This window comes from Pseudomonas sp. LABIM340 (assembly GCF_040017195.2).
Taxonomy (GTDB): Bacteria; Pseudomonadota; Gammaproteobacteria; order Pseudomonadales; family Pseudomonadaceae; genus Pseudomonas.
Genome location: NZ_CM200227.1, coordinates 6,496,312 through 6,511,155, shown reverse-complemented (window position 1 = coordinate 6,511,155; position 14,844 = coordinate 6,496,312). Strand labels below are relative to the sequence as shown.

The 14,844-nt window shown below is 66.0% G+C and carries 13 protein-coding genes; 7 read left to right on the top strand and 6 right to left on the bottom strand.

Translation table 11 applies throughout. The annotated features are described in order from the left end of the window. Nucleotides 1-87 precede the first annotated feature (87 nt). Both hexR and ABKS89_RS29960 read left to right on the top strand, forming a co-directional pair. Nucleotides 88-972 (top strand): transcriptional regulator HexR, encoded by an 885-nt coding sequence (hexR, locus tag ABKS89_RS29965; protein ID WP_138213612.1) that lies wholly within the window; start codon nucleotides 88-90, stop codon nucleotides 970-972. 124 nt (nucleotides 973-1,096) lie between these two features. Next, the gene (locus ABKS89_RS29960) at nucleotides 1,097-1,312 is read left to right on the top strand and encodes a PA3496 family putative envelope integrity protein (RefSeq protein ID WP_081519099.1); all 216 of its coding nucleotides are present in this window, start codon (nucleotides 1,097-1,099) and stop codon (nucleotides 1,310-1,312) included. On the opposite strand, the gene ABKS89_RS29955 is transcribed toward ABKS89_RS29960, so the two are convergent. Then, complete coding sequence (locus ABKS89_RS29955) at nucleotides 1,266-2,201, bottom strand: LysR family transcriptional regulator (RefSeq protein WP_138213613.1); 936 nt, start codon at nucleotides 2,199-2,201, stop codon at nucleotides 1,266-1,268. The genes ABKS89_RS29960 and ABKS89_RS29955 overlap by 47 nt on opposite strands. Nucleotides 2,202-2,455: 254 nt before the next feature. Here ABKS89_RS29955 and ABKS89_RS29950 point away from each other — a divergent pair, with 254 nt between their 5' ends. From ABKS89_RS29950 to ABKS89_RS29940, 3 genes are all read left to right on the top strand, one after another. After that, a complete protein-coding gene (locus tag ABKS89_RS29950; RefSeq protein WP_024766119.1) occupies nucleotides 2,456-3,871 on the top strand; it encodes an acetyl-CoA carboxylase biotin carboxylase subunit in 1,416 nt (471 codons plus the stop codon). An 11-nt stretch (nucleotides 3,872-3,882) separates the two neighbouring features. Further along, a complete protein-coding gene (oadA, locus tag ABKS89_RS29945; RefSeq protein WP_138213614.1) occupies nucleotides 3,883-5,697 on the top strand; it encodes a sodium-extruding oxaloacetate decarboxylase subunit alpha in 1,815 nt (604 codons plus the stop codon). Nucleotides 5,698-5,855: 158 nt separating this feature from the next. Continuing rightward, the gene (locus tag ABKS89_RS29940; protein WP_348588870.1) at nucleotides 5,856-6,479 is read left to right on the top strand and encodes a c-type cytochrome; all 624 of its coding nucleotides are present in this window, start codon (nucleotides 5,856-5,858) and stop codon (nucleotides 6,477-6,479) included. Nucleotides 6,480-6,530: 51 nt separating this feature from the next. Here the strand turns inward: ABKS89_RS29940 and ABKS89_RS29935 are convergent, their stop codons facing one another. Continuing rightward, nucleotides 6,531-6,761 (bottom strand): hypothetical protein, encoded by a 231-nt coding sequence (locus ABKS89_RS29935; protein WP_348588871.1) that lies wholly within the window; start codon nucleotides 6,759-6,761, stop codon nucleotides 6,531-6,533. Between the two features lie 189 nt (nucleotides 6,762-6,950). Beyond that, on the bottom strand, nucleotides 6,951-9,923 hold the full coding sequence (locus ABKS89_RS29930) for an autotransporter family protein (RefSeq protein ID WP_348588872.1): 2,973 nt from the start codon (nucleotides 9,921-9,923) through the stop codon (nucleotides 6,951-6,953). 164 nt (nucleotides 9,924-10,087) lie between these two features. Here ABKS89_RS29930 and ABKS89_RS29925 point away from each other — a divergent pair, with 164 nt between their 5' ends. Beyond that, entirely contained in the window at nucleotides 10,088-10,429 is a 342-nt protein-coding gene (locus tag ABKS89_RS29925) for a zinc ribbon domain-containing protein YjdM (protein WP_138213617.1), read from the top strand. 116 nt (nucleotides 10,430-10,545) lie between these two features. On the opposite strand, the gene ABKS89_RS29920 is transcribed toward ABKS89_RS29925, so the two are convergent. From ABKS89_RS29920 to ABKS89_RS29910, 3 genes are all read right to left on the bottom strand, one after another. Beyond that, the gene (locus ABKS89_RS29920; RefSeq protein WP_348588873.1) at nucleotides 10,546-11,385 is read right to left on the bottom strand and encodes an acyl-CoA thioesterase; all 840 of its coding nucleotides are present in this window, start codon (nucleotides 11,383-11,385) and stop codon (nucleotides 10,546-10,548) included. Between the two features lie 78 nt (nucleotides 11,386-11,463). Beyond that, nucleotides 11,464-12,492, bottom strand: coding sequence for a DUF5924 family protein (locus ABKS89_RS29915; RefSeq protein ID WP_518300977.1), 1,029 nt, complete (start codon nucleotides 12,490-12,492; stop codon nucleotides 11,464-11,466). A gap of 316 nt (nucleotides 12,493-12,808) precedes the next feature. Continuing rightward, a complete protein-coding gene (locus ABKS89_RS29910; protein ID WP_081519107.1) occupies nucleotides 12,809-13,717 on the bottom strand; it encodes a LysR substrate-binding domain-containing protein in 909 nt (302 codons plus the stop codon). A 204-nt stretch (nucleotides 13,718-13,921) separates the two neighbouring features. Between ABKS89_RS29910 and ABKS89_RS29905 the strand changes: the two genes are divergently transcribed. Continuing rightward, complete coding sequence (locus tag ABKS89_RS29905; RefSeq protein WP_348590152.1) at nucleotides 13,922-14,719, top strand: carbon-nitrogen hydrolase family protein; 798 nt, start codon at nucleotides 13,922-13,924, stop codon at nucleotides 14,717-14,719. Nucleotides 14,720-14,844 lie beyond the last annotated feature (125 nt).

Genomic DNA, 14,844 nt, shown 5'->3' with positions numbered 1-14,844 from the left:
TTATTCCCTGGGCGTGGCGGTTAGTTTTGTAGTATAACTACAACAAGACTACATAAATTTCAGACAACTATCACCGAGCCTATCCCTGTGAACCTTTTGCAGCACATTGCCCAGTCGCGTCATCTGCTCCGCAAGTCGGAGCTCAAGGTTGCCGATCACGTGATGCAGGACCCTGCATCGGTCATGCACAGCTCCATGGCGGACCTCGCCCATAGCGTCGGCGTCAGCGAGCCGACCATCGTGCGCTTCTGTCGCGCCATCGGCTGCAGCGGCTTCCAGGACCTCAAACTGAAGCTGGCGCAGAGCCTGGCCGCCGGCGCCAGTTTCGGCCAGTTCTCGATCAACGAGAGCGACTCGGTGGCGGACTTCAGCCTGAAGATCTTCGACACCACCCTGCACTCGCTGATGGAAGTGCGCGAGAACCTCGACACCCACGCCCTGGAGCGAGCCATCGCGGCCATCGCCCATGCCCAGCGCGTCGAGTTCTACGGCTTCGGCGCCTCCGGCGCGGTGGCGGCAGACGCCCAGCACAAGTTCTTCCGCCTGCTGCTGTCGGCGGCGGCTTACTCCGATCCGCACATGCAGGCCATGTCGGCGGTGACCCTGAAGCCCTCGGACGTGGCGATCTGCATCTCCCAGTCCGGCCGCTCCAAGGACCTGCTGGTGACCGCCAACCTGGTGCGTGAAGCCGGCGCCACGCTGATCACCCTGTGCCCCAGCCAGACCCCGCTGGCGGACCTGGCCACGGTGAACCTGGCGGTGGACGTGCACGAAGACACCGATATCTACACCCCGCTGACCTCGCGTATCGCCCACCTGGTGGTGATCGACGTGCTGGCGATGGGCGTGGCCATGGCCCGTGGCCCGGACCTGGTGAATCACCTCAAGAGCGTGAAGCGCAGTCTGCGCAGCCTGCGCCTGTCGCCGAAGGTGGTGAAGAACCACGAGGAGCGCCCGGAAGAGGCGTCCTGATCCATCCCTGACGGTGTCGCCGACCGCCCGTCGGCGTCACCGGCGCTTCACCCCCGCGTCGTCAAACGGTCATCCGTCGTCAGCATGCTGGCGTCTCCAGCCCTTAGGCCTTGGGAGATGCGAGATGCCCCGCCATATCGACGACACCCAGCTCCAAGTGGATAGCAAGACCCGCCGCAAGCTCGAAGACCAGCGCCGCATGCAGTTCCGTCGCGCCATCGAGGACCGTATGGAGGCCCAGCGCCTCGCCCTGGAAACCTCCGATTACCCCGACCTGATCGCTGCCGCCTACCTCACTTCGGCGAAGGCGGGCCGGCGAAGCGTTCGGCCAGCTGGCTGATCAGCGCCCGCTCTTCACGGATGAAGGCGACGAACGCCTGGGCTACCGGGCTCAGGCGCTTGCCGCGGGCGTGCACCAGACACCAGCTGCGGTAGAGCGGCAGCTCTTCCACCGGCAGCTCGTGCAGCAGCCCGGATTGCAGTTCGCGGCTCACCGCGTGGCGCGGCAGCAGCGCCAGTCCCAGACCCGCCAGCACCCCTTCGCGTGAACCTTCCAGCGAGGCGAACTCCAGCGTCTGCGGGAAGTGCGCGCGCTTCTGCTGGAAATGTTCCTCGCAGGCCTTGCGCGTGCCCGAGCCGGGCTCGCGGATCAGCAGCGGGTAGGGTTCCAGGTCCTTCAGCGACAGCTTCGCGGCGTTGCACAGCGGATGGTCCGGCGGCGCCACGGCCACAATGGGGTTGTTCAGGAAGGGCAGGAATTCCAGCGCCATGTCCTGCGGCACCAGGGACATGATCACCAGGTCGTCGCGGTTGTCCGACAGGCGCTTGATCACCTGGGCGCGGTTGACCACCGTGAGGTTCAGGCTGACGTCCGGGTGCTGCGCGTGGAAGGCGGCGAACAGGTGCGGGGTGATGTACTTGGCGCTGGATTCCACCGCCAGGCGCAGCTGGCCCTGCAGCGAGCCCTTGAGGTCGGAGAGGTTCATGTCCAGCACTTCCAGGCGCTGGAAGATGTCGGTGGTGGCGCGCAGCAGGGCGTCGGCGGCATCGGTCTGGTAGAGCTTCTTGCCGATGTACTCGAACAGCGGCTGGCCGACCAGTTCTTCCAGCTGGCGGATCTGCAGACTGACCGCCGGCTGGGTCAGGGCCATTTCCTCCGCCGCGCGGCTGTAGGAACGGCTTTCGCACACCGCACGAAAAACCTGCAGCTGGCGAAGGGTCATACGCATCAATGACTTACGCATAGAACACGGCCTGATCGCGACATTTCCGCTCAACTATAAAGCATTCTTTATGGCTACCCCAATAATTATTGATTTTGGTTAATCCTCCCTCCCGCGCTAGGGTAAAAACACGCCGGAACCCGCTCCGGCCGAGCCATACCTACAAGAAGTGTCCACAAGAGAATCCAGCTGCCGTGTCCGGAGCTGCCGATGGGTTTTTACGCCGGGGCCCAAAAGGCCCGGGCCGAGGGAAAGCCGCAGTGATCAAGAAAATCCTGATCGCCAACCGTGGGGAGATCGCTGTCCGGATCGTGCGCGCCTGCGCCGAGATGGGCATCCGTTCGGTGGCCGTCTATTCCGATGCCGACCGTCACGCCCTGCACGTCAAGCGCGCCGACGAAGCCCACAGCCTGGGCGCTGATCCGCTGGCCGGTTACCTCAACCCGCGTGCCCTGGTGAACCTGGCGGTGGAGACCGGTTGCGACGCCCTGCACCCGGGCTACGGCTTCCTCTCCGAGAACGCCGAACTGGCCGATATCTGCGCCGAGCGCGGGATCAAGTTCATCGGCCCGTCGGCGGAAGTCATCCGCCGCATGGGCGACAAGACCGAAGCGCGCCGCAGCATGATCGCCGCCGGCGTGCCCTGCACCCCCGGCACCGAAGGCAACGTCGCCGACCTGGCCGAAGCCCTCTCCGAAGCCGAGCGCATCGGCTACCCGGTGATGCTCAAGGCCACCTCCGGCGGCGGCGGCCGCGGCATCCGCCGCTGCAACAGCCGCGAAGAGCTGGAGCAGAACTTCCCCCGCGTGATCTCCGAAGCCACCAAGGCCTTTGGCAGCGCGGAAGTCTTCCTCGAGAAGTGCATCGTCAACCCGAAGCACATCGAGGCGCAGATTCTCGCCGACTCCTTCGGCAACACCGTGCACCTGTTCGAGCGCGACTGCTCGATCCAGCGCCGCAACCAGAAACTGATCGAGATTGCCCCCAGCCCGCAGCTCACCCCCGAGCAGCGCGCCTACATCGGTGACCTGTCGGTGCGCGCGGCCAAGGCGGTGGGCTACGAGAACGCCGGCACCGTGGAGTTCCTGCTCGCCGATGGCGAGGTGTACTTCATGGAGATGAACACCCGCGTGCAGGTGGAACACACCATCACCGAGGAAATCACCGGCATCGACATCGTCCGCGAGCAGATCCGCGTGGCTTCCGGCCTGCCGCTCTCGGTCAAGCAGGAAGACATCATCCACCGCGGCTTCGCGCTGCAGTTCCGGATCAACGCCGAAGACCCGAAGAACAACTTCCTGCCGTCCTTCGGCAAGATCACCCGCTACTACGCGCCCGGCGGCCCCGGCGTGCGCACCGACACGGCGATCTATACCGGCTACACCATCCCGCCGTACTACGACTCGATGTGCCTGAAGCTGGTGGTCTGGGCGCTGACCTGGGAAGAGGCGCTGGACCGTGGCCTGCGTGCGCTGGACGACATGCGTGTGCAGGGCGTGAAGACCACCGCGGCCTACTACCAGGAAATCCTCAAGAACCCGGAATTCCGTAACGGCCAGTTCAACACCAGCTTCGTCGAAAGCCACCCGGAACTGACCCAGTACTCCATCAAGCGCACCCCGTCGCACCTGGCCATCGCCATCGCTACCGCCATTGCCGCCCACGCTGGCCTGTGAGGAATTCGTACATGACCGTTTCCAAGAAAGTCACCGTCACCGATACCATCCTGCGCGACGCTCACCAGTCGCTGCTGGCGACCCGGATGCGCACCGAAGACATGCTGCCGATCTGCGACAAGCTCGATCAGGTCGGCTACTGGTCGTTGGAAGTCTGGGGCGGCGCCACCTTCGACGCCTGCGTGCGCTTCCTCAAGGAAGACCCGTGGGAGCGCCTGCGCAAGCTCAAGGCCGCGCTGCCCAACACCCGCCTGCAGATGCTCCTGCGCGGACAGAACCTGCTGGGCTACCGCCACTACAGCGATGATGTGGTGCGTGCCTTCGTCGCCAAGGCGGCGGTCAACGGCATCGACGTGTTCCGCATCTTCGACGCGATGAACGACGTGCGTAACCTGCGTGTTTCCATCGAGGCCGTGAAGGCCGCCGGCAAGCACGCCCAGGGCACCATCGCCTACACCACCAGCCCGGTGCATACCATCGATGCCTTCGTTGCCCAGGGCAAAGCCATGGCCGACATGGGCGTGGATTCCATCGCCATCAAGGACATGGCCGGCCTGCTGACCCCCTACGCCACCGGCGAGCTGGTCAAGGCGCTGAAGGACGCGCTGCCGCTGGACGTGGTCGTGCACTCCCATGACACCGCCGGCGTCGCCAGCATGTGCCAGCTGAAAGCTGTGGAGAACGGCGCCGACCGCATCGACACCGCTATCTCCAGCATGGCCTGGGGCACCAGCCATCCGGGCACCGAGTCCATGGTTGCCGCCCTGCGCGACACGCCGTTCGACACCGGCCTGGACCTGGAACTGATCCAGGAAATCGGCATGTACTTCCACGCCGTGCGCAAGAAGTACCACCAGTTCGAGAGCGAGTTCACCGGCGTGGATACCCGCGTGCAGGTCAACCAGGTACCGGGCGGGATGATTTCCAACCTGGCCAACCAGCTCAAGGAACAGGGCGCGCTGAACCGCATGGCCGAGGTGCTTGCGGAGATCCCGAAGGTGCGCGCTGACCTCGGCTTCCCGCCCCTGGTCACCCCGACCTCGCAGATCGTTGGCACCCAGGCGTTCTTCAACGTGCTGGCCGGCGAGCGCTACAAGACCATCACCAACGAGGTGAAGCTGTACCTGCAGGGCCGCTACGGCAAGGCGCCGGGCAAGATCGACGAAACCCTGCGTCGCCAGGCTATCGGCAACGAGGAAGTGATCGACGTGCGCCCGGCCGACCTGCTCAAGCCGGAGCTGAACAAGCTGCGCGAAGAGATCGGCAGCCTGGCCAAGTCCGAAGAGGACGTGCTGACCTTCGCCATGTTCCCGGACATCGGCCGCAAGTTCCTCGAAGAGCGTGCCGCCGGCACCCTGAAACCCGAAGAGCTGCTGCCGATCCCCAACGGCAAGGGCGTCGCCGCTGCTGGCGGTGAAGGCGTACCGACCGAGTTCGTGGTCGACGTGCACGGCGAAAGCTACCGCGTGGACATCACCGGCGTCGGCGTGAAGACCGACGGCAAGCGCCACTTCTACCTGTCGGTGGATGGCATGCCCGAAGAAGTGGTGTTCGAGCCGCTCAACGAGTTCATCGGCGGCGGCGGCAACAAGCGCAAGCAGGCCAGCGAGCCGGGCCATGTCACCACCACCATGCCGGGCAACATCGTCGATGTGCTGGTCAAGGAAGGCGACAGCGTGAAGGCCGGCCAGGCCGTGCTGATCACCGAAGCAATGAAGATGGAGACCGAAGTGCAGGCGGGCATCGCCGGCACCGTGAAGGCCATCCACGTAGCCAAGGGCGACCGGGTCAACCCCGGTGAGATCCTGGTTGAAATTGAAGGCTGACCAAGGACAGACGGGTCTTTAAGGTTCAGTCCCACGGGGGAGCACGATGCTCCCCCTTTTTTTGTCCGTTGGTTTTGCCGCTTTGCTTGATCTGCGTCGGAAACTTCCTTCAGAAACTCATTAGCGTCGACGCTGGGAAAACTGACCAGGGTATGGCGATGGGAAGAGTCGTTCTGTTGTGGATGCTGTTGTGCGCCAGTGCGCAGGCATCGGAGATGATGGAGCGGCTCGCCGCGCTGGAGCAGGACCCGGCCAAGCGCGAGCAGGCCTATGCCGCCGCGCAGGAGCGCATCCTGCTGTGCAGCAAGTGCCACGGCAAGGATGGCAACAGCAAGCGCGACTACATCCCCAACCTGGCCGGGCAGAACCCGCAGTACCTCTTCGATGCCTTCGAGAAGTACGTCGACGGCCAGCGCACCGACTTCGTGATGAACCAGGCGGCCAAGCTGCTGAGCATCAACGAGCGGGTCAACATCGCCTACTACTTCAGCCAGCAGAAGGTCCTGCCCCGCTCGGAGGCCGCGCCGGACAAGGCGCTGGTGGAGCAGGGCGCCCGGCGCTTCGCCACGGTCTGCGTCACCTGCCACGGCGATAAGGCCATGGGACACGACGGCTTCCCGCGCATCGCCGGGCAGCCGCAGGTCTACCTGACCCATGCCCTGCAACGTTACCGCGACAAGGACCCGAGCCGCGCGGACTCGCCGATGCTGGCGGTGGCGGCGTTGCTCAATGACGACGATATCCCTGCGCTGACCGCCTACCTCAGCCAGCTGCAGCCCTGAAAGCAGCCAGCCGCCCGGAGGCGGCTGGCTGTTGTGGTGAGCGGCGGACGCTTACTGCTGCTTGTCGTCGGCCGGCTTGGCTGCTTCAGCTGCCGGCTGGTCCGGAGCGGCAACTTGTTCGGCCGGGGCAGCCTGCTCTACCGGCTTGGCTTCCGGCTGGACCGCAGGCGTGGCTTCCTGCTGGGTGGCGGCGGGGACGGCGGTCTTCGAGGCTTGTTCTTCTTGCTTGCCACAGGCGGCGAGAACGGCGCAGACAGCGATCAGGATGCAAAGCTTTTTCATGGGAGTGCTCACTCATCGAGGTTGGGCGGATGCCGGTCGGCTGACCGGGGCGGCAAGCTTTGCCGTCGGCGCTCGCTGAGGCTATGTGTCGGGCTCCGAGACAGGCTGCGAAATTTCCGAATCTCTCGTCGTAACAGCGCCCATAAAAAAGCCCGGCTTCCGCCGGGCTCTTTCGTCGGTGGATCGCGATCAGAACGCCATCTGCCACTGCGCGATCAGCGCGTGGTTCTGTGCGTTGCTGCCCATCTGGCCGCTGTAGCCGATGCCGACGGTATTGCGCGCCGACACGCCGACATCGAAGCCGACGTCCAGCAGCAGGCTGTTGCGGTCCAGCGCGGTGCCCTGGACGCTGAAAGCGTCGCCGCCGGCGAGGAAGGACTGGCGGGTTTCACTGTCGATGTCGCCGAAGGTATGGCGCCAGCCCAGGCCCAGGCGCGGGGTGAAGCTCATGCCGTTGCTCAGGGTGTCGAGGCGGGCGATGCGCAGGCCGAGGGTGCTGCTCAGGTTGTCCTGGTCCTGGGAGTCGACGTGCAGCGCGGCGGCGCCGCCCTTCTCGTCGTACGAATCGCGCTCGTAGCGCTGGTAGTCCAGGCGCGCGTAGGGTTCGGCGCTCAGGCGGCCGCTGCCCATGGCGTAGCCGGTCTCGGCGAAGGCCTGCCAGCTGTCGGCGTCGTAGTCGCCCTTGGGCCGGTCGCTGAAGCCGTCGAACTCGACCCGGCGTTTGCTCTCGCCGTCGTGGCTGCTGTAGGCCGCGCCCAGGCGCACCGCCAGCGGGCCGCTCTGGTGCAGCGCATAGGCGCCCAGGTGCCAGCTGTCGATGTCGCCGGAGACCCCGCCGCTGCCGTCCAGGTCGGTGTGCGAGTAGCCGCCGAGCACGCCCAGGCGCCAGTCCGGAGTCACCGCCCAGTCGGCGCCGAGCAGGGTGCCGCCGGTGTTCTGTTGCAGGTCGCCACTACCGTCGTGCTCGTCGAGCTTGCCGTGGCTGCCGATGCCCTGGACCCACAGGCGGCCGGCGGCGTTCGGGTCGTTCAGGTTGCGCGCTGCGCTGGGCACGCCGGTGGCGGCGAGCATCGGTGTGTCGCTGCGCTCGGTGGCCGCCAGCAGGCTGCTGCTGCCCAGCTGGCGCACGGCGTTGAGCATGGCGCTGCCGACCTGCTGGCTGCCGGCGATGGTCGCGGCGGCCAGGCTGGCGTTGCTGGCGCCGGCCAGTTGTTCCAGGGCGGATGTGGCGTTGCTCGCGTCGCTGGTGATCAGCGAGTTGTACAACGCGCCGCCGTTCTGGCTCTGCAGGGCGGAGGCGGCGTTGCGGCCGTTGCTGCTGCTGGCCAGGTCGCCGAACTGCACATCGTTGCGGGTCAATTGCAGGTCGACGCTGTTGGCGCTGTAGCTCAGGGTCGGGGTGAGGAAGGCGAAGTTGCTCTTCACGTCGGCGAACTGGCCGCTGACGCCGCCGGTGGAGTTGATTACCTGCACGCTGCTCTGCCACGGCCAGTTGCCGCTGCCGGCCTGCACGGCGAGATGCGAGCCGTCGATGCGGGTGCTGCCGTCTACTTGCACGGTGGCGTGGGCGCCGCTGGGCTCCACGCCGAAGGACAGGGTCGAGCCGCTCTGCAGGCTCAGGTTGCCGGTCACATGGGCGGCGCCGGTTGCTGGCGAGGCGACCAGGGTGCCGGCGACGTTCAGTCCGCCGACGCTGCCGCTGCCCGAGTAGGTCGCGCTCTGGTCGATCTGCAGGGTGCCGAGGAGGCTGCCGGTGTTGCTCAGGCTGGCGCCGCTGAAGACTTCGCCGCCTTCGCTGAAATCGTCGGTGCTGGAGAGCGTCCAGCTGCCCTGTTTCACGTCCAGCCATTCGAAGTTGGCGCTGTTGCCGAAGCTGCCGCCGGCAGCATCGTCGAGGGTCACGGTGTCGCGACCGCTGCCGCCGTCCACCAGGCCTTCGAAGCGGCTGCCGGAGAGCAGCACCAGGCTGTCGTTGCCGCCACCCATTTCCAGGGCCACGCCATTGCCGCCGTGGATCAGACCATCGTTGATCACGGTGTCGTCGAGGTCGCCGGACAGGGTCACGCCGGAGAGCTTCTCGCCAGTGATGGTGCCGTGGTTTTCCAGGTAGGTGGAGCTGAAGCCACTATTACCGTTGCCGTCGTCGACCAGGATGCCGCGGTCGACGCTGCGGATGATCGCGCCGGCGTAGTTGATGATGGTGCCGCCGCCCATGGCTATGCCTTCGCTGCCGTTCGGCGAGCCGTCCTTCGAGCCGGCGGCGCCGGTGCCTTCGATGATGCCGTGGTTCTCGATGTGGCCGGTGTAGTCGATATCCACACCGTCGCCGTCGCCATCCGGAACCAGCCCGTTGTAGGAGCCTGTGATGCGCCCGTAGTTGATCACGGTGCCATCGCCGTCGGAGCCGAAGCCCGAGCCATTGCGGCCGATGATCACGCCGTCGGCGTAGTTGATCAGGGTGGCGCCGACATCGGTGGTGATGCCGTGGCGGCCGCCGCTGATGAGGCCGTGGTTTTCCACGTAGCCGCCCGCGGCGCCCTGGAAGTCGATGCCGTCGTTCTTGGTGTCGGCGGTGATCATGTCCGAGCTGCTGATCTCGCCATAGTTGGTGATCGTCGCGTTGCCGCCGGGGCGGATGGCGTCGTTGCCATCGCTGTGGATGACGCCGCTGGCGCGGTTGATGAGGGTGACGGTCGCGGCACTCTGCAGCTTGTCGAAGTCCAGCGCCTGGCCGGTGGCCGAATAGATGGTGCCGGCGTTGTCGATCAGCACGTTGCCGGCGCTGAACGGGTTGTTCATGCGGATGGCGTCGTCGTAGCCGAGGATGCGCCCGCCTTCGCGGTTGATGATCTGGTAGAAACGTGTGGTGCTGTCGCTGCCGGAAGTGTCGAACACTCGGCCGGTGGTGGACTGCATCAGGCCGCTATTGTCGATCACCACGCCGCTGCCGGTGGCTGCGCCCTTGAGGTCGATGCTCTTGCCGTTGGTAACCAGGCTGCCGGTGCTGGTGACGGTCAGAGTGTCCTGGTTGGCCAGGGGCCGGCTGCTGGTCTGCGCGTCGCTGATGATGGGCGATACCGGCACGGCGTGGGCGGTTTCGGCGGCCAGGCTCGCCAGCACCAGGGCGATGCTCAGCGCGAGCGGGGAGGGCTTGTGCAGCATGGTACGGGCGTCCTTTTTCTTATCGAAGTGGCCGCCTTTTATAGCGATGGATTCTTACGCTTTTGTAACGGTGCTGGCCTCTTGCCAACTTGAGCGCCGGGCAGGAACGGGAGAAACCTTATATACTCTGCGGTCTTTTTACCGTTTCCAGTGTGAGAACCGCCGTGAGCCAGCTGCCGCCCTGCCCCAAATGCAACTCCGAATACACCTACGAAGACGGCGCCCAGCTGGTCTGCCCCGAGTGCGCCCACGAGTGGTCCGCTGACGGCTCGGGCGAGGCCGACGGCGACGCCCGCGTAATCAAGGACTCGGTCGGCAACCTGCTGCAGGACGGCGACACCGTTACCGTGATCAAGGACCTCAAGGTCAAGGGCTCGTCCCTGGTGGTAAAGGTCGGCACCAAGGTGAAGAACATCCGCCTGGTGGACGGCGACCACGACATCGACTGCAAGATCGACGGCATCGGCGCGATGAAGCTGAAGTCGGAGTTCGTGAAGAAGGTCTGAGCCTTCTCAGCGCTAACAAAAAGCCCGGCCATGTGCCGGGCTTTTCATTGGGTGCTCCCCTGTAGGAGCGGGCCATGCCCGCGATCGCGCGCATGGCGCGCTCCTACAGGTCGAAGTCATTCCTTGTAGTAAACCACCTGGTTGCTGGTCGCCAGCAGTGCGCCGGACTGGCTCCACAGCTGGGCGCTCTGGTCGAAGAAGCCGTTGCGGAATTCCTGGGCGCGGGCGTCGCCGAGCAGGTAGCCCGCGCCGACTTCGGCCATCTGCGCGGCGTCGGTGTGGAAGTAGGTGGTGATCGACACGGTGCCGGCCGGTACCGGGGTGGCGCGGCGCAGCCAGATGCGCGGGTAGAAGATGTCGCTCATCGCCGCCAGGGACAGGAAGTCCAGCGGGCGGTCCTGGGCGTCGCGCAGCCAGAGCTGGCTGCGGCTGGTTTCGCCAGTGCCATCCCACTTGGTCGGGAAGGCGCCGGAAACCGGACGCATCTCGTACTGCCTGGGCCAGGCCACGCCCTTGGCGGCGGGACTCATTGGTTCGAAATCGCTGGGCGGGGCGAGGTCCGGCGTGGGCAGGTCGGTCAGGCTCCAGGTCTCGCGACGCAGCGCGGTAACCAGGGTGGCGGTGGTGGTGACCTGCTGCTCGCCGGACTCATCGGCCTGGGTCAGTTGCAGCAACCAGTGCTGGGTGCTGCGGTTGGTGCGCACCGGCACGGCTTCGACCTGGAAAGCGCCGGCCACCACCGCCGCGGCGTAGTTCACCGTCAGCGACACCGGGCTGCCGAGCAGCTGCGGGTGGCGCAGCGCGCCCTGCAGCAGGACCGCGGCGGTGACGCCGCCGAAGGGGCCGACCATGTTCCAGTAGTCCTGGCTGGTGTGGCCTTCGTAGAGGTTGGGCTGGCCGGCCACGGGTTGCAGGGCCACGGCGCGGTCGAACGGGTGCAGGGCGGTATCGGTCATGACTCTCTCGGCGCTTTTTGTTCTGGGGAGAGGGTCTTGTAGGGGAAAGCGCCGAGTCGGGTCAAGGATACCGAGTGGTCAGGGCGTGACCTCGAACCTGAGCGTACCGATCACCTGCCCGGCTTCCGTGAGCACCTGCACCTGCCAGTTGCCGCTGGGGTCGGTGGGGAAGTTCTGCTTGTGCGTCCAGGCGCGGTAGCCGGCCTCGCGGCCGCCCTTGATGTCGAGGGCAATGCGGTCGACTTCCTGGCCGTTCAGCCGCCAGGCGTGGTAGATGCGCTCGTTCAGGCCACGCGGGGCGTTGATCGCGGTGTAGGCGTAGAGGCCCTGACTCTTGATCTGCGCGACGCTGACCGTCTCCAGGCTGTCGCCGGGGGTGCGCTGGGCGTTGTCGAAGCTCTCGGTCACCGCCATCTCGGTCATCCACAGGGTCGACGGCGGCACCCAGGCGCGGGCGAACCAGCCCACCGCGCCGATGGACAGGGTCAGGCCGACGAGGGCGAACCAGCGCCACCATTTGTGGATCTTCACCGTGACCGCGAGGCTCGGGAAGGACAGCAGCACGGCGATGCCGAGTGCCGCCTGGTAGCTCTGCGGGGTGCTCAGGTGGAGGATGATCGGCAGCGCGGTGAGCAGCACCGCGAACAGCGTCAGGGTGTGATAGCCGAGGAAGGTCCAGCGCCGCACCGACAGCCACTTGTAGTAGATCGGGTCGGTGATCGCCATCAGCCCGGCCAGCGTCAGCACGCCGGTAAACAGGGCCTGGCCGCTGTTCCAGGTGGTGGTGACGAAGAAGAACGGCAGGCAGAAGAACAGGCTTTCCTGGTGGATCAGCTGGGTCGCGTAGCGCAGCAGGCCCGGCGGGACTTCCCAGCCGAAACGGCGTTTGAAGCGGTTGGTGAGCAGGTTCTCCAGCATCAGCCAGATCCAGCTGACCAGCATGACGATGGCCATGGCGCGGGCGAAGCCGGCGCGGTGGCGGTCCACCATGATGAAGCTGAAGACGCCGGAGCAGAAACCGAACAGGGCGATGACGCGCGGATACTTCTGCAGCAGGCCGAGGACGAGAGTGATGAGGCGCTGCACGCGCTCTTTCCAGATGAGCATGGGGCGGGAAGGCATTGCGAATTGGGGGCGGGATTGTAACCCCGGATGTCTGGTTGGGGGTGTGGGGAGTGACGGGAGGGCTCGGTGTTTGGGCTTTTCCCTCACCCCAGCCCTCTCCCAGGGGGAGAGGGAGCCGTCCGCAGTGCTGGATCGTTTATGGAGTCAGCCGGCGAGCGCCGAGCTTTAAGAGCCTGCCCAATTGTCCCCTCTCCCTCCGGGAGAGGGTCAGGGTGAGGGCAGGCCATCGCACAGGAGGTTGGGTGGTTCGCGAGCAAGAACTGGGCGTCCCCCTCGCTCCTACCAAGAGCAAACAGCCTCAGTGCTTCCCGCTCAACTCCTCCCGCGCATAGTCGACGAACAGCTGCGCCGGCTTGGTCAGCTGGGCGCGCTTGAGCCAGGCGGCGACCAGGCCGGAGGTGCTGACCTCTTCGGCGACGTCCACCGTCACCACCTTCTTGCCGTCGTAGGTGCACTCGGAATGCGGGCGGGTGACCAGCAGGGAGAAGCCGAAGCCCTGGCCGACCATGCCGCGCACCATCTCGATCGACGGCGAGCTGAAGGCGATGTGCGGGTTCAGCCCCAGCTCCTCGAAGATGCGTACGAAGTAGGTGCGGCTGGGCTGCACGTCCAGCAGGATCATCGGTTCCAGCACCAGGTCGCGCAGGGACACCTTGTCCTGCTTGGCGAAGCGGTGGTTCTCCGGCAGCAGCGCGTAGGGGCGCTGGGCGGGCATCAGCGGGTCGGTGGAAATGGTGGCGTCGAGGTCGTGCTCATACAGCAGCGCCAGGTCGAAGCGGCCGGCGGTGAGGCCCTGCACCAGCTCCTGCTGCTCGCCGTCGCTGATGCGGATTTCCACGCCGGGGTAGCGCTCGCGGAAGCCCGAGATCAGGCGCGGCAGGTAGAGCGGGGCGACGGTCTCGAAGCAGCCGATGTCGATCTGCCCGGCCACCACGTCGTTGTCGGCGAGGGCGTTCTGCTCGAATTCGTGGGCCATGCGCAGCAGTTCCTGCGCCTTGCGGTAGAAGCGCGCGCCGCTGGGGGTGAGCGACACGCCCTGGGCGTGGTGGCGGATGAACAGCTGCACGCCGAAGCTCTCTTCCAGCCCCTTGATCGCCGTGGAAATGGACGGTTGCGCGATGTACAGCTTGCGCGACGCCTCGGCCACGCTGCCGCATTCCACGGTGGTCACGAAATACTTCAATTGCCGCAAGGTATAGGAAGCCACTGCACGCCTCGTTGATGCTTTTTTATACAAGATACCGCGTTGGGCCGGCCGGCGGGGGCGGCCCATGGCGAAGATTTTCCTCGCCGGGGACCACATTTTTCATGGCCTTGGCCGCCTGCTGCGACCCTCCGGGCGCGGGCATACTCCAGCGCAGTGCGTGAAAGCGCCCTGCAAATCCCGTACACGCAGCCTGGAGTAAAGCTCATGCGCATGTCCCTTTGGCAGACCTGCGGCCTCCCCGGCGATGTCGCCGGCAACCTCGACCAGCTGGAGCGCCAGGCCGGTGCCGCAGCTGCTGCCGGCGCGCAACTGCTGCTCTGCCCCGAGCTGTGGCTGGGCGGCTACAACGTACCGCAGCGGATGAACGAGCTGGCCGAGGCGGCGGACGGCCCGTCTGCCCAGCGCATCGGCGAGCTGGCGCAGCGCTTCGGGCTGGCCATCGCCTACGGTTACGCCGAGCGCCATCCACAGGGCGGCAAGCCGTACAACTCGGTGCAGGTGATCGGCCCGTCCGGCAGCGCGCTGGGCCATTACCGCAAGGCGCACCTGTTCGGTGCCATGGAGCGTGAGGTGTTCAGCGCCGGCGATGTGCTGGAAGCGCCGTTCGACTACGCCGGCTGGCGCGTCGGCCTGCTGATCTGCTTCGACGTGGAATACCCCGAGGCGGTGCGCACCCACGCGCTGAACGGCGCCGGGCTGATCCTCATCCCCACCGCACTGACGCCCGAATACGGCGCGGTGCCGGGGGTGATAGTCCCGGCACGGGCGGTGGAGAACCAGCTGTTCGTCGCCTACTGCAACCACTGCGGCGTGGAAGACGGGCTGGCCTTCCTCGGCGGCTCCTGCATCGTCGCGCCGGATGGCGAACGCCTGGCTGCCGCCGGGCCCGCGGAGAGTCTGCTGATCGTCGATCTGGACCCGCAGCAGCTCGCCCGCCAGGCCGGGACTTTCCCCTACCTGCCGTGTCGTCGCCCCGAGCTTTACCAGGCACTGACCCGCTGACTACGGGCCCTGCAGCGGTGCGCAGGCGCGCACCGTGATGGCGCACAATGCTCCGGGCCGGTGCGTGGCTGCCCAGCTTTTTCATATACCCCGAAGACAAATTTAATAATTTTCCTTGGCAAGGC

Bases quoted from the DNA above. Each gene is read 5' to 3' on its own strand.
- ABKS89_RS29940 (WP_348588870.1), top strand. From the start codon at position 5,856: ATGGGAAGAGTCGTTCTGTTGTGGATGCTGTTGTGCGCCAGTGCGCAG.
- ABKS89_RS29955 (WP_138213613.1), bottom strand. From the start codon at position 2,201: ATGCGTATGACCCTTCGCCAGCTGCAGGTTTTTCGTGCGGTGTGCGAA.
- oadA (WP_138213614.1), top strand. From the start codon at position 3,883: ATGACCGTTTCCAAGAAAGTCACCGTCACCGATACCATCCTGCGCGAC.
- ABKS89_RS29935 (WP_348588871.1), bottom strand. From the start codon at position 6,761: ATGAAAAAGCTTTGCATCCTGATCGCTGTCTGCGCCGTTCTCGCCGCC.
- ABKS89_RS29960 (WP_081519099.1), top strand. From the start codon at position 1,097: ATGCCCCGCCATATCGACGACACCCAGCTCCAAGTGGATAGCAAGACC.
- ABKS89_RS29930 (WP_348588872.1), bottom strand. From the start codon at position 9,923: ATGCTGCACAAGCCCTCCCCGCTCGCGCTGAGCATCGCCCTGGTGCTG.
- ABKS89_RS29905 (WP_348590152.1), top strand. From the start codon at position 13,922: ATGCGCATGTCCCTTTGGCAGACCTGCGGCCTCCCCGGCGATGTCGCC.
- ABKS89_RS29915 (WP_518300977.1), bottom strand. From the start codon at position 12,492: ATGCTCATCTGGAAAGAGCGCGTGCAGCGCCTCATCACTCTCGTCCTC.
- ABKS89_RS29920 (WP_348588873.1), bottom strand. From the start codon at position 11,385: ATGACCGATACCGCCCTGCACCCGTTCGACCGCGCCGTGGCCCTGCAA.